The sequence below is a fragment of the Siccirubricoccus sp. G192 genome, from assembly GCF_019084075.1.
Taxonomy (GTDB): Bacteria; Pseudomonadota; Alphaproteobacteria; order Acetobacterales; family Acetobacteraceae; genus G192.
In genome coordinates this window covers 5,308,239-5,325,540 of the sequence record NZ_JAHREN010000001.1, presented here as the reverse complement: position 1 = coordinate 5,325,540, position 17,302 = coordinate 5,308,239, and the positions used below count along the sequence as shown (strand labels likewise).

Here is a 17,302-nt window from a genome sequence, read left to right as displayed (position 1 = left end):
CCCCGGTCAAAGCGTGTTGCCCCGTTCAGCCTCCGGCTGTCTGAGGCAGAACGGGACCGCCTGACGCAAGAGGCGCGCGGCGCGCCTCTTGGCAGCTACATCAAAGCCAAGGTTTTGGGGGACGCGCCGCCGCTGCGGCTGCGCCGGACCGGCCTTGCGGTCGAGGACCGACAGGCACTGGCGAAGGCGCTGGCCCTGCTGGGAGAGTCCCGTCTCTCCAGCAACCTCAACCAGCTCGCGCACATGGCCAGTATCGGCGCGCTGCCGGTCACGCCGGAGCGGTTCTGTCGAAGCCACGACGAGCTCCGCAACTTCCTCCGCCTTCGAACCCGTCACCGCCAGCACGTCCCCGCCGACCGTCGTCGCCTGCTCCACCTCCGTCGCGCCGCCATCGCGCTCGCCCTCCTCGAGGCGGCGTAGGCCTAACTCGCCCACCAGCTCATGCCGGCAGGTTTGGCGCGAGTGCTGACAAAACCATCACCTCGGCCGGAAAGCGGAATCCGGCATAGAGGGGCCTGGCGGCGGGCGAGCTCATTTCGGATGCCTACCGATGCCGGATCAGACCGCCAACCCCCTGCCAAGTTGACGGCGCACCTGCCATTGCTGCCCGGCGAACAGGATCGGCTAGTGACCGGCCGGCCGCCACTCCAGGACGCGGCCCGGCATGCCTTCCACCGGCGACAGGTCCATCACCGCGGCCAACCGCGCGGTGGCGGCGCCGCTCCGCGCCTCGGCCTCAAGCCGCCAGATGCTGCGCCGGCCGCTGCCGGGCAGGGCCTGGGGCACCCCCGGGCGCAGCCCGCGCGACAGTGGCAGGCCGCCCCTCGGCGCCTCCGGCAGGAGCCCCCGCACCAGCGGTGGCGCCGCCTCGGCCGCCGGGCGGGAGCGGCCGGAATGCACCGTCACCGCGGGGCGGAGCGCCTCGGCCAAGGCCCGGTCGAAGCCCGGTACGGCGCCGAGTTCCGCGGCGCTGCGGAACGGCCCGAGCCCTTGGCGGTCCGGCTCGCGCCAGGCAACGACACGGGCGGCCAGGGTGGCGGCATCGCCGGGCGGCAGGCCGGCGGCTGCGAACAATGCGGCAAGCAGCGCCTCGGGCGCAGCGTTCAGGTCGAGCCGCCCATCCTCATCCGTGGCCCGCACCACCACCGGCACGCCGCCGGGCGCGAAGGCGAAATCGGCCGGGTGCGGCCGGGACTGGCGCGGCAGCGTGGCCAATTGATGCGCCGCCGCCCAGATTCCGCCCTCGGCCGCGGCCCGGGCGCGCGCCAGATCCGCCTCCAGCCGCGCCGCGCCGGCGCCGGTGGCGGCAAGGCGGGTGGCGGCAATGCCCGCCACGCCAAGCAGCAGCGCCAGCCACAGCGCGAGGACGAGCGCCGAGCCTGGGGTCTCAACGCGGCGGCGCATTGGGCCGGCGCGGTGGTTCGTCGCGCGGCTGCATGCTGCGCATCCGGCTGCGCAGCTCCTCGGTCACGCGGCGCAGATCCTCGGTGGTCTGCACCACCCGCGGCGTCAGCAGGACCAGCAGCTCGGTCCGCCGCCGGGCGCGGCTGGTGACACCCAGAACATCCCGCAGGACAGGAACCTGGTCGACGAAGGGCAGGCCGGTGCGGCTGCGGGTGTCGCTTTCGCGGATCAGCCCGCCCAGCGCCACCGTCTCCCCATTCGGGACCGAGACCATGCTGCGTAACCGGCGCTGCTGGATGGTCGGGCTGTCGATGCCACTGGTGGTGGTCCGCACCGCGTCGGAGACGTCCTGGTCCACCTCCAGCAGCACGCCGCCGGCGGCATTCACCCGCGGCGTGACATCCAGCGAGACGCCGGTGTCGCGCAACTGCACCGAATTGACGATGCGCGAGTCGGTGATGCCGCCACCGGTCGCCTGCTGCGTCACGATCGGCACCGAATCGCCGACCCGGAGCCGCGCCGTCTGGTTCGAGAGCACCATCACCTGCGGCGAGGAGATCACCCGCACATCGGTCATGGTGGCCAACGCGTGCAGCACCACCCGCGCGTCCGTATTGCCGGAATAGAGGATATTGAACCCTGGGAAGCTCGGGCTTGGTGTGGGGCTGTTGCCCGCCGTGAGGCTGAATTCGAAGAGGCCCGAGCGGAAGTACCAGGACAGGCCGTATTCGAGGTCGTCGTTCAGCGTCACCTCGGCGATGATCGCATCGATCGCGACCTGGCTCGGTGGCCGGTCGAGCAGCAGGATGGCGCGCTCCACCAGCCGCCAGTCCGCCTGGCTGGCATAGACGATCACCGCGTTCTGCCCCTCATCCGCGACGATGCGGACAGGCGCGGCCGGCAGCCCGCCCGCGGCGCCGCCCAAGGGCGGCGGGGGCTCGCCGGGGAGGCCGCCGGCGAGAGCGCCAGGGATCGAGCCGGGAAGGACGGGCGGCAGGCCCGGCGCCTCGCCGCCACCCGGCACGGCGCCGGGCGCCAGGCCACCCGGCATGCCCCCGTTCGGCACGCCGCCGGCCACCATGGCACCGGGCAGGCCGCCGGGCACCAGGCCAGGGGCGCCGCCCGCCGCCACCGCGAGCGTGCCGCCCGCCGCGGCCAGGGCGCCCGGCAGTCCGGGCGCCAGCAGTGGCGCCCCGGCGCCGCCCCGTGCATTGCCCTGCAGCAACTGCCGCAGCGTATTGGCGAGGTCGGTGGCGCGCACATACTGGATGCGGTGGACGAAAAGCTGCGGCGAGCCGCCGAGCCCCGCATCCAGCTCCCGCACCCAGCGCCGCACCCGCTCCAATTGCTGCGGCTGGGTGGTGACCACCAGCAGGGCATTCATTCGGCTGACCGGCACGATGCGGAGCGCCTGGCGCCCGCCCTCCGCGCTGAAGACTGCACCGATCTCCTGCGCCACCAGCGCGGCCGGCGCATTCTCCAGCGGCAGCAACGCCATGGACTGCCCGCGAAGCCAGTCCACGTCGAAGCTCTCGGCGGTGTCGAGCAGGGTCGCGAGCTGCGGGCCGGTGCCGGCCAGCAGCAGCACGTTGCGCGCCTCGTCCGCGATCACTGTACCGCCGCGCGGCGCCAGGGGTTGCAGCACGCGTTGGAGGTCGGCGGCGCGGGCATTGGTCACCGGCAGGGCGACGATCGCGAAGCCCGGCCCCGGCACGGCCCCGGCGGCGCGCAGCCCGACCGGCGGGCCGGCCTGCATCGCATCCTCCAGTGGCACCACGCGATAGCCGGTGCCACCGCGGACCAGGGCGGCGTTGTTCACCTCCAGCGCCGATTCCAGCAGCGAGAGTGCCGCCGCCTGCGGCACCGGGCGCTGGGTCTGCAAGGTGACGGTACCGCTGACGCGCGGATCGATGGTGTAGTCGGTTCGCAGCAGGTCGCCGAGCACCGCCTGCACCACCTGCGGCACCGGCGCCTCGACGAAATTGAGCGTGACCGAACCGCCGCCCGCCTCCGCCGCGCCGAGCGGCCCAGGCGAGCGCGCCGGCCCGCGCCCGGCCAGGCCGAGGTCAATCACCGTGCGGCGCGGCCCGCCACGCACCGGCTGGCCCTGCACCACGGTGCTGCCAGGCGCCAGGCCGAGGCCGGGCGGGCGGCGCTCCGGGTCCTGCAGGCGCCGCATCGCCTCGTCGAAGGCGGCGGGGCCACGTGGCCGGGACTCGCCGCAGGCGGCCAGCGCCAGGCTAGCCAGCAGCAAGGGAACGAGGCGCCTCATCTTGCCCCCAGGGCAGCGGTATTGGCGCCGAGGATCGCGTCCAGCGTCGCCAGGACGATGCTGGCGACCAGCCCCCCCAATACCAGGGTCACGGCCGGGACCAGGAGCGATAGCAGGCGTTCCGTGGCACGCTCCAAATCCTCTTCATGAATGATCGCGACTTCTTCCAATAATTCCCTGAGCCGCCCGCCTTCTTCGCCCACCCCCGCCAGGGTGATGGCAAGGCGCGGCAGCGCCGCCTCGCGCGTGAGCGAAGCGGCGAATCCGGTGCCGGCGGTCAGGTGCAGCCGGGCCCGTTCCAGCCCCGCCGCCACCGCCGAATTGCCCGAGGCGGCCGCCGCATGGCCGAGCGCATTGGCCAGTGGCACGCCGGCGCCGAGCAGGGTCGCCAGCGCCCGGGCGAAGCGCGCCGTGGCTGCGCGCCAGGCAATGGGGCCGAGCAGCGGCAGGCGCAGCAATTGCGCATCCCGCCAGCGCCGCCCCGCCTCCGCCGCCATGGCCCGCTGCGCCAGCAGCGCAAGCCCGAGCAGCGCCGCCAGGCCGATACCGCCCCAGTCCCGCAGCCAGGCCGCCGCCGCCAGCACATTGCGGGTGGAGGCGGGCAGTTCCCCCGCCGCGGCGGTGAACAGCGGCTCCAGCGCCGGCAGCACCACCGCCACCAGCACCGCCACCGCGACCAGGGCGAGCATCAGCACGATGGCCGGGTAGGTGAGGCCGCTGCGGATGCGTTCGGCGATGCGGGCGCCACGCAGGATCTCGGCCGCCATGCGCTCCAGCACGGCGGGGAGCCGCCCGGTGCCCTCGGCGGCGCCGATGGCCGCGGCATACCAGGACGGGAAGGCGGCCGGCCGCGCCGCCACGGCGACAGAAAGCGCCGTGCCGGCGGAGACCCCCTCATGCAGGGCGCGCAGCAGGGCGCGCGCGGCGGGATGTGCCTCCGCCCCCGCCAGCGCCTCCAGCGCCGCATCCAGCGGCAATCCGGCGCCGAGCAGCAGCGAGAGGCCGCGCGTGAGGCGGGCCAGCTCGCGGGGCCGCAGTCGGCGGTCATCGCGGGCCGGTGGTGCGGTCATCGCCTCGCCGGCCGGGCGGAGCTCCACGGGGAGGCTGCCGCTTTCCTGCAAGCGACGGGCGGCGGCATGCGGGTCCGCGGCCTCGATCCGGCCACGCAGCATGCGGCCGTCGCCGGCGATCGCCACGTAGTCGAAGCTCGGCAGGGGGGGCGACCCGCTCATGTGCCTACCACCCGCAACACCTCCTCAATGGAGGTGGTGCCCGCCAGGGCCTTGCGCTGCGCCGCCTCCAGCAGGCTCGGCATGCCCGCGGCGGCGGCACTCTCGCCGAGCGTGCCGGCATCGGCGCGGCGCAGCACCAGCTCGCGCAGGGCAGGATCGAGCGTCATGATCTGCAGCACCGCGGTGCGGCCGCGGTAGCCGGTGCCGCCGCAGGCTGGGCAGCCGCGCGGCCGGTGCAGAGTGATCGGTCCCCCATGCCCGGCCCGCCGCGCCAGGCCGAGCCGTTCCACCAGCGGCTGCGGCGCCGCATAGGGTTCCCGGCAGGCGGTGCAGAGGCTGCGGACCAGGCGCTGCGCCAGGGCGCCGCGGAGCACCGAGGCGATCAGGTATTCAGGCAGGCCGAGATCCATCAGCCGCGTCACGGCCGAGGGCGCGTCATTGGTATGCAGCGTGGCCAGCACGAGATGCCCGGTCAGGGCCGCCTGCGCCGCGGCCTCGGCCGTCGCGGCATCGCGGATCTCGCCGACCAGCACCACATCGGGGTCGTGCCGCAGCATTGCCCGCAGCGCATCGGCGAAGCCGAAGCCGATCTGCGGCCGCACCTGCACTTGGCTGACGCCCTCCAGCCGGTATTCCACGGGGTCCTCGATGGTGACAACCTTCAGCCGCTGCCGGTCCACCGAGCCGAGTGCGGCATAGAGGGTGGTCGTCTTGCCGCTGCCGGTCGGGCCGGTGACCAGCACGAGCCGGCTGGTTTGCGCCAGCAGCCCGTGCAGCGCCGCGATCTCCTCCGCGGCGAAGCCCAGCGTGTTGAAATCCAGCGCCACCGCGGCGCGGTCCAGGATTCCGGAGCACCACGCCCTCGCCCTCCAGGGAGGGAATGACCGAGATGCGGAGGTCGACATCGCGCCCGCGCACCGCCAGCCGCAGCCGCCCATCCTGCGGCAGCCGCCGCTCCGCCACGTCCAGCCGCGCCATGATCTTGAGGCGGGAGACCACGCCGACCCCCAGCGCCGGCGGCACCAGCCCGGCATCCTGCAGCACGCCATCCACGCGCAGCCGGGTGCGCAGCCCGGTTTCGGTGGCTTCCAGATGGATGTCGGATGCGCCCAGCTCGACGGCCTGCAGGATCAGCGCGTTGACATGGCGCACCACCGGCGCCTCGCTCGCCTGGTCGCGCAGCCGGGCGGCGTCTTCGGCGCCGCCGGCCGCGGGTTCCGGCGCGGCGATGGCGGGGGCGGCGGCAGCCTCCAGCCTGGCATGCGCGGCCTCGATCGCGGCGGGTTCGGCCACCGCGACCAGCACCGGCAGGCCGGTGGCGAGCGCCGCGGCCTGGGCGGCGAATCCGTCCAGCGGGTCGGCCAGGGCCAGCAGCAACTGCCCGGCCTCGATCCGCACCGGCCAGGCGCGGGACCGGCGCAGGAAGCGCGGCGCCAGGCGCCCGGGCAGCGGCGGCTCGGCCGGCAATTCCTCGCGCCGCAGCAGCGGCAGGCCGAGCGCCTCGGCCATGGCGGCGGCCAGCACATCCTCGCCGAGCAGGCCAAGGGCGAGGAGGGCACCGGCCAGCGTCTCGCCGGTGCCGCGCCGGGCCTCTTCGGCACGTGCCAGGGTGGGTGGCGCCAGCAGGCCGCGGGCCAGCAGATGCGCCGAGAGGCGGCGCCCGGCCTCGGCGGCTTCCGTGGTCACGGCGCCACCCAGGAGGCGGTGCCGCCGCCGGCGATCCAGACCAGCCAGGCGGAAGCGGCCAGAGCCGGCGCGAAGGGCACCGCGGCATCCGGCGCCAGGCGGCGGTCGCGCAGCAGGACCATGCCCAGCGCAAGGGCGGCCGCCAGCGCGACCATCAGGCCAAGCCCGCCCGGCCCCACCCAGGCGCCGGCCGCACCGAGCACCCAGGCATCACCCCGGCCGAGACCCTCCCGCCCCCGCAGGCGGCGGAAGCCCCATTCCACGGCAAGGAAGCCGAGATAGCCCAGCGCCAGCCCGGCCAGGGCGGCGGCGAGCACCGCTGCTCCGGCCAAGGCGGCGAGCCCGAGCCCCGCCAGGGCCAGCGGCACGGCCAGCGCGGCATGGACAATGCCGGCGCGGAGATCGAGCCAGGCGATTGCGAGGAGAAGGGCGCCGAAGACCGTTGCGGCGGGCCAGGCAGCGGCCGGCAGCAGCAGGGCCGCCAAGGGGGCGAGCGCCGCGCCGCAGGCCATGGCCGGATAGGGCCAGGCCTGCGGCGGGCGGCCGGCCAGCCGGCGGACGGCCAAGTCGGCAAGGCCACCCAGCAGCGACCCCGCCCCGGCCGCGCCGAGGATGACCCCGAGCATATGGTATTCCGTCATGGCCAAAGGGCGTGCCGTCCTTGCGGCGCCCGAAAGAATGCTCTCGGGAATGCGAGTAGATTGTATTGAGATTTGGCCGGCCCCTCAAGGGTAAGGCGAATTTTGCGGAGAAAAGAGCAATCGAAGGGCGATTTCTCATTTCGTCCACAAAATGTGAAGAGCGTCGCCGAAACGTATCGTTATGCTTCCGTTAAGTAAGGCCGGCACGCCTCGTATACAAAATCGGCAACGGAAGCGCCCTCCGGCGCCCATGTTGTCGAAAAAGCGCGACGGTTCCGGGAATTCGGGTGAAGGAATCACGATGAGTTACAACCATTCCGGTGCGTTTCGGCCGATGGCGTGGCGCGTCCTGGCTGCCTCCGCCCTTGCCGTCCTGCTCTCCGGCGATCGCTCCGCGGCCCAGGATCGCCCGGCGCCGGGCCCGCAATGCGCGCGGCAGCTCACCGCGGATGTGGTTGCCCTGGAACAGGCGGTGCAGTTCAACCGCTACGGCTCCCACTACCCCGCCTTCATGATCTACGCGCTGCGGCGGGACGTGGTCGCGACCGATGGCGGCACCTCGCTCAGCCCCGGCCATGTCCGGCTGCGCGACGACCACCGGCCACGGCCCCTGGTGCTGCGGATGAACCAGGGCGACTGCCTGACCGTCACCTTCACCAACCTGCTGAGCCCGGATGGCTCCCCCCGACAATGGCGCCAGTTCCAATGGGGACCCGACGGCCACGCGGATGGCGGGGCTGCATGCCACCGGCCTCAACTACACCCGCAGCATCCGCGACGACGGCGCCGAGGTCGGCCGCAACGTCAACAGCCTGGTGGCTCCCGGCGCCAGCACCACCTATCGCCTGCACGCCGCGCATGAGGGCACTTTCCTCTTCTACAACCAGGCGGTCACCACCGGTGGGGAGGGCAATCTCGGCTCCATCGCGCTCGGCATGTTCGGCGCGATCACGGTGCAGCCGAAAGGGGCCGAGTGGTACCGCAGCCAGGTCACCCGGGCGGACCTCGACCTGGCGACCGAGCGCGACGCCATGGGCCGGCCGGTGCTGCTGCCGACCGGCCAGCCGCGCATCGACTACGACGCCGCCTATCCGGCGGGACATCCGCATGCCGGCCGGCCGATCCTGGCCATGCTGCAGGGCAACGCCATCATGCATGGCGACCTGCATGCCATCATCACCGGCCCGAACCGCGGCGACCTCACCTCGGTCTCGACCGGCAATGTGGTGCTGGAGCCGAACGCGACGATCCCCCAGGACACGGGCGCCCTGCCGCGGCGGCGCAATGAGGCCTTCCGCGAATTCACCATCATCTTCCATGACGAGGTGAAGTCGATCCAGGGCTTCCCGCACTTCGACGACCCGGAACTCGGCCACACGCTGAAGGGCGTGGGCGATGCCTTCGGGATCAATTACGGCATCACCGGCATCGGCAACCAGATCCTGGCCAACCGGCTCGGCCTCGGCCCGGCCGCCGGCTGCGCCGAGTGCAAGTACGAGGACTTCTTCCTCACCGCCTGGGCCGGAAACGACCCGGCCCTGGTCACGGATGTGCCGGCCAGCGCCGGGCTCCGGTCCGACGGGACGGCGGACCCGGATGCGCCGCGGGCGACGCGGGCGCTCTATCCCGCGGACCCCGCGAATGTCTTCCCGAGCTACCTGAACGACCGCCTGCGGATGCGGAACCTGCATGCCGGGGCGGAGCAGCACATCTTCCACCTGCATGCGCATCAGTGGCTGGCGAATGCGGAAAACGCGGATTCCTCCTACCTCGACAGCCAGTTCATCGCGCCGGGCACCGGCCGCACCTACGAGATCGCCTATAACGGTTCGGGCAACCGCAACCAGACGGTCGGCGACAGCATCTTCCACTGCCACCTCTACCCGCATTTCGCCCAGGGCATGTGGGGCCTCTGGCGCGTCCACGACACCTTCGAGCAGGGCACCGAACTGAGCCCGGATGGCCGCCCCGCGCCCTTTTCCCGCGCCTATCCGGATGGCGAGATCGCCAGTGGCACGCCGATCTATGCGCTGGTGCCCATCCCCGGCATGGCGCTGGCGCCGATGCCCGCCACGGCGCATGTCGTGAACGGCCAGGTGGTGCTGGCCTCCCAGGGCACCGAGGCCGCGGACAATCCCGGCTATCCCTTCTTCATCCCCGGCCAGGCCGGCCATCGTGCGCCGCGGCCGCCGCTCGACACGCTGCATGACGGCGGCCTGCGCCGGCATGTCGTGCTGTCGGGCGCCGCGCATTCGCAGCTCACCCGCCTCGACATGGACAAGGTCAGCGAGGAGCTCAATGTCCGCTGGCTCGACGAGCAGGGCGAGCCGCGGGAGCGCGCGGCCATGGCCTTCCATGCGCTGCGCAGCCACGAGAGCGTCACGCATGACGGCACGCCGCGGCGTTTCGTGACGAATGGCCGGCCACCGGTGCATGGCGCGCCCTATGCCGACCCCTGCATGACCGATACCGGAGCGGCCAGCTCCGGCGCGGCCACGCCGCGCACCTACCAGGGCGCCGCCATCCAGGTCGGCATGACGCTGAACCGCGCCGGCTGGCACTTCCCGCAGGCCCGCATGGCCGCCCTCTGGCAGGATGTGGCGCCCACGCTCTCCGGGGCCCGGCCGCCCGAGCCGCTGGTCCTCCGTGTGCATGCTGGCGACTGCGTCGAGTACCAGCACGCCAACCTGGTGCCGAGTGTCTATGAACTGGACGATTACCAGATCAGGACGCCGACCGACATCATCGGCCAGCATATCCATCTGGTGAAGTTCGACGTCACCTCGGCCGACGGTTCCAGCAATGGCTGGAACTACGAGGACGGCACGCTGGCGCCCGCCGAGGTGCGCGAACGTATCCGCGCGATCCGCCGCCACAATGGCTGCGGCGGCAGCGACACCGGGCCGGACTGCCCCCTGCCGGTACCGCACCCCTTCTTCGGCGCCGGACCGGCCCTTACCGCCTCGGAGGGTGGCGACTTCCCCGTGGCGGGGCAGTGGGTCGGCGCCATGACCACCTTCCAGCGCTGGTATGCCGACCCGCTGAAGGGTTCGACCGGCCAAGCCCGTGAGCAGGGCGCGGTCTTCACCCACGACCATTTCGGCCCCTCCACGCATCAGCAGACCGGCCTCTACGCCTCGATCGTCATCGAGCCTGCCGGGTCGACCTGGCTGGAGGCCGAAAGCGACCAGCGGCTGGGCTACCAGCGCGCCGACGGCGGCCCGACCAGTTGGGCGGCGCGGATCATCACGGCGGATCCACAGGACTCCTTCCGCGAGTTCACCCTCCAGGTCGCCGATTTCGTGCATGCCTATGCCAGGGGTGGCGGCGTGGACGGGAATGGCCGGCCGATCCCCGATCCGGCGCGGGTGGTGAACGGCCCGTCGCGGGAGCGCCTGCCGCTGCCCTACCTGATCGGCCGCGGGAACAACTGCGAAAACGGCGACCGGGCGCCCTGCCCGCAGGCGATCTCGGTCGCCGATGTCGGCACCTTCACCGTCAACTACCGCAACGAGCCGCTGGCGCTGCGGGTCTTCGACCCCAATGCGCCGCGCCCCGATGGCAGCGGCAATGGCGGGCAGGCGGCCGGTCGGGCAGGCGACCTGGCCTATGCCTTCCGCTCCGACGTGCCGCGGGCACTGCCGGACTTCAATCGGCAGCCCACCAGCTATCCGCCACTGACCGCCGGGCTCTCGCCGGGCGACCCCTGGACGCCGATGCTGCGGGCCTACAAGCGGGACCGCATCCGGGTCCGCCTGCTGGCCGGCGCGCATGAGGAGCCGCATGTCGCGCATATGCATGGAGCCCGCTGGCTCGCCGATCCCGACGACCCGCATTCGGGCTGGCGCAATGGGCAGCAGCTCGGCATTTCGGAGCATTTCGAGATCAGCCTGTCGGTGGTTCCGCCGGAGAGCGACCTGGCGCCCACGGTCGACCATCTCTACGCCGCCTCGGGCGGGATCGAGGGCTATTGGAACGGCACCTGGGGCCTGGCCCGGACCTATGAGTTCGAGCAGGCCAATCTGCGGCCGCTGCCGAACAACCCGCCGCCGGCCCGCCGCTTCGTCAGCACGGGCACCGGCACGGTGAGCGCGGGCGCCACCTCGGTCATCACCAACCTGGCGGAGTTCAACGGCGCCTGCCCGCGCAACGCGCCGGTACGGCGCTATGCGGTCTCAGCCGTCGCGGCCAGCGTGGCGGTCGGCCCGAGCGGCATCGTCTACAACAGCCGGGTCGGCAACTATGGCGGCCAGCCCGGCCCCATCACCGATCCGACCGGCGCCTTCTACGTGCTCGACAGCGACCTCTCGGCCGGCAAGCTGCTCCCCGGCCGCACGGTGGAGCCGCTGGTGCTGCGTGCGGCGGCGGGCGACTGCATCGAGGTCACGCTCACCAACCGGCTGCCGGCCACCTGGGCCAGCCAGGTCGTGGCCCCGGCCAACCACAACTACATGATGCTGCCCTTCCTGGTGGATCGCTTCAACGCCAACCAGCTGCGGCCTTCGATGGAGGTGGGCCTGCACGCGCAGCTCGTCACCAGCGACCTCAGCCGGAGCGACGGCGCCAATGTCGGGCTGAATGCGGCGCTGCGCGATGGTGTCCGCAGCACCAGCCAGACCGCGGCCTCGGGCCGGAGCATCACCTACCGCTGGTATGCCGGCATCCTGCAGGAGCAGGCGGTCGCGCCTGGCCAGATCCGGCTGGTGCCGACCCCGGTGGAATTCGGCGGCGTCAACCTGATGCCGGCCGACCGCATCCGGCAGAGCGGCAAGGGGCTGGTCGGTGCCCTGGTCGTGCTGCCGGAGGGCGCGCAATGGGCGGAGGATGCGAATACCCGGATGCAGGCCACGGTCACGACCCCCGAGGGCCGCAGCTTCCGCGACTTCGTCCTCATCGCGCAGGACGATCTGTCGCTGCGCGCCGGCAATCGGCCGATCTGCATCGCCGGCGCCGATGCCGCCAAGGAGGGCGGGATCGAGCCGAGCGTCACGCAGACCGGCTGCATCGGCCTCGATGACTCGCAGGATGCCGGGCATCACGGCTACAACTTCCGCACCGAGCCGATGTGGTTCCGGCTTGGCCATCCGCCCGGCGAGAGTCTCGGCATCACCAACGGGCTCGACTATGCGAGGGCCCTGTCGAACGCCATCGCCGGCGCCGATCCGCGGACGCCGATCTTCGCGGCGCAAGCGGGGCAGGAGGCGCGGTTCCACCTGCTGCAGCCTGGCGGGCACATGCGCACCGGGGCCTTCACCCTGCATGGCCACAGCTTCGTCGAACGGCCCTATGCGGCAGGGGCCGTGCCGTCGCAGCGGATCGAGGGGCAGTCCTGGCGGGCCGGCTATCGTCCGGGGCAATGGCTCGGCACGCGGGAGGGGGTGGCGCCGGGCAACCACCACAACGTCGTCGTCGAACAGGCGGGCGGGCCGTTCCGCATCTCCGGCGACTACCTGTTCCGCAACATGTTCCCGAATGCCTTCGATGGCGGCCAATGGGGCATCCTGAGGGTGAAGCCATGATCCGCCGTCACCCCATGGCGGCCCGCCAACTGGCCGTGGCCGCGCTGCTGCTCGGCACCGGCGCGGCCGGCGCGGAGGAGACAGTGGTGCGGGCCAGCCACAGCGCGGCCGGCCTCACCGCCACGCTGGAGATCCGCGGCGCCGCCGGTGGCGCGCCGCGGGCCGGGGAGCTTGCCCTGCTCAACCTGCGCTTCGCCGCCGAGGATGGCGGCCCGGCGCGGGGGCTGCGCCCGGCCGCCTGGGCGGAACGCGCGACGCTGCACGCCAGCGAGTGCCGGGAAAGGGTGCGGGGGCTGATCCAGGCGCGGCTCGGACGCCGGGCCGAGATCGACCTCAATGCCTGGCAACTGGTCTATCTCGGCGACAACGGCGCGGTCTATGCGCTGGACCCGCTGGGCGGCAATACCCGCACGCGGCTGCTGGCGGTGGTGAATCTCGGCGACCGCCCCGGTGGCTTCGCCGAGGACCAGGCGCGCGACGCGCTGTTCGTCGCACTGCCGGAGACCGGCGAGGTGGTGGAGGTCGATACCAGGCGCTGGGTGCAGCGCCGCCGCATCGCCGTCGGCGGCCGGCCGGCGCGGATGGCGCTGGACCCGGGCGGGCTGCGGCTCTGGGTCGGCCAGGACGGCGCGGCGGGCGCGCAGGAGACGGTCGCGGTGATCGAGCGCGCCAGCGGCGAGGTCACGGCGCGGCTGGCGGCCGGCCCCGGCCCGCATGCGGTCACGGCCGCGGGCCAGGGCCGGGCGGTGGTGGCCTCGCCAGCGGGCGCGGCGGTGCTGGAGGCGGCAGCGTCGCGGCCATTGCCGGCGCTCGGCGGCGGCTTCAGCGACATCGCCTGGTCGCCGCTGGCCGAACTGGCCCTGCTGCTGGACCGAGCCGAGGGCCGGGTCCTCGCGCTGCGGCCGGACGGGCGGCCGGTGGCGAGCTGGGAGGTGGCGCCTGCCGCGTCCGGGCTCTTCCCGGACCCCAGCGGCCGGTTGCTGCTGGTGCCGGAGCCCGAGGAAGGGCGGCTCACCGTCATCGATCTCGGGCGCGGCGTGGTGGCGCATCGGGTGCCGCTGGAGGGCCGGCCGCTGCGGGTCGGCTTCAGCCGCGGCCAGGCCTATGTGCAGCGCGAGGGCTCGCCGCAGATCGCGCTGATCGCGCTCGGCAGCCTGGTGGAAGGCGGCACGCCCGCCATCGCCGGCATTGCGGTGGGGGATGCCGGGCTCGTCGCGGATGCGGCGCTCGGCGCCACCATCGCCATCGCCCCGGGTGACGGGGCGGCGCTGATCGCGGCACCGGGCGAGCAGGCGGTGCATGTCTACATGGAAGGCATGGCGGCGCCCTCCGGCGCGCTGCGGACGCCGCAGGCCCGGCCGCTGGCGATCATGGCGGTGGATCGCGGCCTGCGCGAGACGGCGCCTGGGCAATACGAAACCCAGACCGTTTTCCCCGCCGTTGGCCGCTATGTGGTGCCGGTGATGCAGCAGGGCGGCGGCTTCCTGCATTGCTTCGAGGTCGAATTGCCGGGCGAGGCCGCGGCGTCGCAACCGCTGGCGCAGCGCCTCGGCCTGGAACTGGCTGGGCCGGAGGGGAGGGTGGTGCCGCTGGATGGCTCGCCGGCAATGCTGCGGGTGCGGCTGCACGGCCCGGAAGCGGAGGGCGCCTGGCGCGAGGCCGCCGATATGGTGGCCCGGGTGGTGCAATTCGCCGGCCACTGGCAGATGCAACTGCCCATGCGGCCGCTGGGCGACGGGCTGTATGAAGCGGCGGTGAAGCCGCCGCGGCCGGGGCCGGTGAATCTCTATGTCGAATCCGCCTCGCTCGGGCTGCAACCGGGCAGCTTGCCGCACATCACGCTGCGGGCGGTGGCGCCATGAGCCGCGTCGCGAGGGAGCCGAGGCGGCGGCAGGCGCTTGGACTGCTGCTTGGCGCGATGGCGGCCTGGCCGGCGGCGGCGCAGGACGGGCAGCAGCCTACCGCGCCGGTTCCGGCGGGGGCAGGCGTGATTCGGCTGCGTGGCCCACTGCCGGATCCGCGCGTGGTGGATGCCGCGCGGCGGCGGCGGCGCCTGGCTTCGGAGGTGATTGGCGGCCGGGTGGTCGCGGTGGATTTCGTGCTCACCGGCTGCGCCTCGCTGTGCGGCGTCGTTTCCGCCGCCATGGCGGGGGCGCAGGAGCTGCTGGCGGCGCGGCTGCCGGGGGAGGCGGGGCTGCTCAGCATCGGCCTCGATCCCTTCGGCGATACGCCGGAGGAGCTGGCCGCCTATGGCCGCCGCTTCAATGCCGGGCCCGGCTGGGCCCTGGTGAACGTGCCGGTCAATGCGCTGGACGAGGTGCTGCGCCGCCTCGGCGGGCCGGCGCCGGGCGCCGACCACGCGCCGATGGTGGTGGTGCTGGACCCGCTGCGGGGCGAGATGCGGCGGCTCTCCGGCCTGCCGGCGCCGGAGGCGATCGCGGCGGCGGTCAATGCGGCGCTCGATGCGCGGAGGGCCGCGGCATGAGCGCCGGGCCGATCTCCCGCCGCGGCCTGCTGCTCGGTGCCGCAGGCCTGGCCATGGCGCGGCCGGCTGCCGCCGAACTTGATTGCGACGGGCGCGAGCGGGACTACTTCACCAATCGCCTGCTGCTCGACCAGGAAGGCCGGCAGGTGCGCTTCTATGACGACGTGCTGCGCGGCCGCACGGTGCTGATCGGCTGGATCTTCACCTCCTGCCCGGATGCCTGCCCGCTGCTGGCGGCACGCAGCCTGGAGATCGCCGATGCGGCGGCGCAATCCGGCCCGCCGCCGCGCATCCTGCACCTCACCACCGACCCGCGGCGCGACCGGCCGGAGCGGCTGAAAGCCTGGGCGGCGCGCTTCGGCAGCTATGCCGACTGGCAATTGCTGACCGGCGCCGCCGCCGACCTGCGGGAGGTGGCGCGCCGCCTCGGCCAGACCGTGGACGAGGAGCGGCCGGACCGGCACACCACGCTGCTGCTCGCCGGGAACGTGCCGGCACGCCGCTGGACCCGTATCCGCCCGGATACCCCGGCCGCGGCGGCGGGGCTGCAGCTTGCCGAGGTCGCCCGCGCACCGGCGGTGGCGGATGCCGCGCGATGCGCAGGTTAGCGCACCGGACCCGACTGGTATTGGGCACCGGGGCGGCGCTGTGCTGGCTTGCCGTGCCGGCGCTGGCCGATCCTGGTGAAGCGTTGTTCATCCGGGGTGCCCGTCCGGGCATGCCGGCGCCGCGTGCCATCGCCGCCGGCGGCACCGTGCTGACCGCAGCCGCGCTGCCCTGCGCCGGCTGCCATGGCGCCGAGGGGGGGCGGCGGGCGGGCGGAGGCCGGGGTGCGGCCGCCGCCGCTCGCCTGGTCCGTGCTGGCCAGCGCCACCGCGGAGCGTCCAGCCTATGACGAGGCCCGGCTGCTGCGCGCGGTGGCGCAGGGGGTCGGTGCCGGGGGCCGGGCGCTCGACCCTGCCATGCCGCGCTATGCGCTGACCCTGGAGGATGGCCAGGCCCTTGTTGCTTGGTTGCGGACGCTCGACCATCGCGCCGTGCCGGGTGTGGCGGAGGACCGGCTGCGGCTCGGCCTGCTGCTGCCGCCGGGGCCGCAGGGCGAGGCTTTTGCCGCCGCCTTCACCAGGGCGCTTGCCGCCGCCGCGCCGGAGGGCGTGTTCGGCCGCCGGATCGAAGCGGTGCGGATGGGCGCAGCATCGCCGGAGGAAGCCGTGGCGGCGCTGGGCCGAATGCTGCCGGCGCCCGGTGTGCTGGCGGTGGTATCCGCCCTGCCGGAAGCCGCGAATGCGGCGGCGGCGGGCGCCGCGGGCGAGGCCCGTGCGCCGCTGCTGTCGGTCCGCGCGGCGCCGGAGGCGGGGCCGCTGGCCTTCGCCCTGCTGCCCGGCGCCGTCGAGGAAGGGGTCGCGCTGCTGCGGAGCCTGGAGGATCCCGGGCAGGCCCTGCTGGCAACCGGCACCGCTCCGGCGGACCAGATGCTGGCGGGGCGGATCATCGAGCGGCTCGCCATCCTGACTGGTGCCGAGCCGCGCATCGTCGGTCCCGCGGAACTGATGGAGGCGGCGCCTGCGGCAAGCGCCGTGCTGCTGCTCGCCGAGCCTGGCGCACTGCCCGATGCGGTGGCGCCGCTGCGCGGGCTCGGCCTGCCGGTGCTGCTGCCGGGTTCGGTGGCGGGCCAGGCAGTACCCGCGGTGGCGGCGGCGCTCGGACGGCCGGTGACGGTGGGTTTCGGGCTGCCGCAGGGCAGCGGCGGCGGGTTGGCCGGGCAGCGCTTCGCCGCGGCCGAAGCGGCGCGCGGCGGAATCATCGGCCGGCTCGGCCATGCGGCGGGCGAGGTGGTGGTGGAGGCGCTGCGCCGCGCCGGGCACGGGCTGACGCGAGAGCGGATGGCGGCGGCGCTGGCCGGCGGCGATGCCTTCGAGACGGGCGCGCTGCCGCCGCTTCGCCTGGCGGGCGGGCCGCGCGGTGGCGGCCTGGAGACGGTCTGGCTGGTACAGGTGGATGGCGAGGGGCGCGTCCGGCGCGGCCCCGGCGCCGCCCGGCTGAATTAGGGGGAAGGGCAGGGC

At 73.6% G+C, this 17,302-nt stretch carries 11 protein-coding genes and 1 pseudogene; 6 read left to right on the top strand and 6 right to left on the bottom strand.

The annotated features are described in order from the left end of the window. Nucleotides 1-114: 114 nt before the first annotated feature. The gene (locus tag KSF81_RS25645; protein WP_217381375.1) at nt 115-420 is read left to right on the top strand and encodes a hypothetical protein; all 306 of its coding nucleotides are present in this window, start codon (nt 115-117) and stop codon (nt 418-420) included. 204 nt (nt 421-624) lie between these two features. On the opposite strand, the gene KSF81_RS25640 is transcribed toward KSF81_RS25645, so the two are convergent. The 6 genes and pseudogenes from KSF81_RS25640 to KSF81_RS25620 form a co-directional block, all read right to left on the bottom strand. Continuing rightward, complete coding sequence (locus KSF81_RS25640; RefSeq protein ID WP_217381374.1) at nt 625-1,404, bottom strand: type II secretion system protein GspK; 780 nt, start codon at nt 1,402-1,404, stop codon at nt 625-627. Then, the gene (gspD, locus tag KSF81_RS25635; protein WP_217381373.1) at nt 1,388-3,676 is read right to left on the bottom strand and encodes a type II secretion system secretin GspD; all 2,289 of its coding nucleotides are present in this window, start codon (nt 3,674-3,676) and stop codon (nt 1,388-1,390) included. Before gspD ends, KSF81_RS25640 begins: the two co-directional genes overlap by 17 nt. Continuing rightward, on the bottom strand, nt 3,673-4,908 hold the full coding sequence (locus KSF81_RS25630; protein WP_217381372.1) for a type II secretion system F family protein: 1,236 nt from the start codon (nt 4,906-4,908) through the stop codon (nt 3,673-3,675). Before KSF81_RS25630 ends, gspD begins: the two co-directional genes overlap by 4 nt. After that, nucleotides 4,905-5,813: a GspE/PulE family protein gene (locus tag KSF81_RS30545; RefSeq protein WP_254453747.1), complete on the bottom strand. Its 909-nt coding sequence runs from the start codon at nt 5,811-5,813 to the stop codon at nt 4,905-4,907. The genes KSF81_RS25630 and KSF81_RS30545 overlap by 4 nt, the downstream gene beginning before the upstream one ends. A gap of 1 nt (nt 5,814) precedes the next feature. Then, nucleotides 5,815-6,417: pseudogene (locus tag KSF81_RS30540) on the bottom strand (ATPase, T2SS/T4P/T4SS family); the annotation flags it as partial. A 173-nt stretch (nt 6,418-6,590) separates the two neighbouring features. Continuing rightward, nucleotides 6,591-7,220, bottom strand: a complete 630-nt coding sequence (locus KSF81_RS25620; RefSeq protein ID WP_217381371.1) for a prepilin peptidase — start codon at nt 7,218-7,220, stop codon at nt 6,591-6,593. Between the two features lie 743 nt (nt 7,221-7,963). On the opposite strand from KSF81_RS25620, the gene KSF81_RS25615 reads away from it, so the two are divergent. The 5 genes from KSF81_RS25615 to KSF81_RS25595 all read left to right on the top strand — a co-directional run bounded on the left by KSF81_RS25615 (nt 7,964) and on the right by KSF81_RS25595 (nt 17,287). Beyond that, nucleotides 7,964-12,754 carry a hypothetical protein gene (locus KSF81_RS25615; protein ID WP_217381370.1) on the top strand — a complete coding sequence of 1,597 codons (4,791 nt, stop codon included), beginning with the start codon at nt 7,964-7,966 and terminating at the stop codon, nt 12,752-12,754. Further along, nucleotides 12,751-14,616, top strand: coding sequence for a hypothetical protein (locus tag KSF81_RS25610; RefSeq protein WP_217381369.1), 1,866 nt, complete (start codon nt 12,751-12,753; stop codon nt 14,614-14,616). The genes KSF81_RS25615 and KSF81_RS25610 overlap by 4 nt, the downstream gene beginning before the upstream one ends. After that, a complete protein-coding gene (locus KSF81_RS25605) occupies nt 14,613-15,239 on the top strand; it encodes an SCO family protein (protein ID WP_217381368.1) in 627 nt (208 codons plus the stop codon). The genes KSF81_RS25610 and KSF81_RS25605 overlap by 4 nt, the downstream gene beginning before the upstream one ends. Beyond that, nucleotides 15,236-15,847, top strand: a complete 612-nt coding sequence (locus tag KSF81_RS25600) for an SCO family protein (RefSeq protein ID WP_217381367.1) — start codon at nt 15,236-15,238, stop codon at nt 15,845-15,847. The genes KSF81_RS25605 and KSF81_RS25600 overlap by 4 nt, the downstream gene beginning before the upstream one ends. Nucleotides 15,848-16,030: 183 nt before the next feature. Next, nucleotides 16,031-17,287, top strand: coding sequence for a hypothetical protein (locus KSF81_RS25595; protein WP_217381366.1), 1,257 nt, complete (start codon nt 16,031-16,033; stop codon nt 17,285-17,287). Nucleotides 17,288-17,302 lie beyond the last annotated feature (15 nt).

What these genes read in the sequence shown, in the direction of transcription:
- KSF81_RS25640 (WP_217381374.1), bottom strand. Translation starts at nt 1,404, where the DNA reads ATGCGCCGCCGCGTTGAGACCCCAGGCTCGGCGCTCGTCCTCGCGCTG.
- gspD (WP_217381373.1), bottom strand. Translation starts at nt 3,676, where the DNA reads ATGAGGCGCCTCGTTCCCTTGCTGCTGGCTAGCCTGGCGCTGGCCGCC.
- KSF81_RS25630 (WP_217381372.1), bottom strand. Translation starts at nt 4,908, where the DNA reads ATGAGCGGGTCGCCCCCCCTGCCGAGCTTCGACTACGTGGCGATCGCC.
- KSF81_RS30545 (WP_254453747.1), bottom strand. Translation starts at nt 5,813, where the DNA reads ATGTCGACCTCCGCATCTCGGTCATTCCCTCCCTGGAGGGCGAGGGCG.
- KSF81_RS25620 (WP_217381371.1), bottom strand. Translation starts at nt 7,220, where the DNA reads ATGCTCGGGGTCATCCTCGGCGCGGCCGGGGCGGGGTCGCTGCTGGGT.
- KSF81_RS25615 (WP_217381370.1), top strand. Translation starts at nt 7,964, where the DNA reads ATGGCGGGGCTGCATGCCACCGGCCTCAACTACACCCGCAGCATCCGC.
- KSF81_RS25610 (WP_217381369.1), top strand. Translation starts at nt 12,751, where the DNA reads ATGATCCGCCGTCACCCCATGGCGGCCCGCCAACTGGCCGTGGCCGCG.
- KSF81_RS25605 (WP_217381368.1), top strand. Translation starts at nt 14,613, where the DNA reads ATGAGCCGCGTCGCGAGGGAGCCGAGGCGGCGGCAGGCGCTTGGACTG.
- KSF81_RS25600 (WP_217381367.1), top strand. Translation starts at nt 15,236, where the DNA reads ATGAGCGCCGGGCCGATCTCCCGCCGCGGCCTGCTGCTCGGTGCCGCA.
- KSF81_RS25595 (WP_217381366.1), top strand. Translation starts at nt 16,031, where the DNA reads ATGGCGCCGAGGGGGGGCGGCGGGCGGGCGGAGGCCGGGGTGCGGCCG.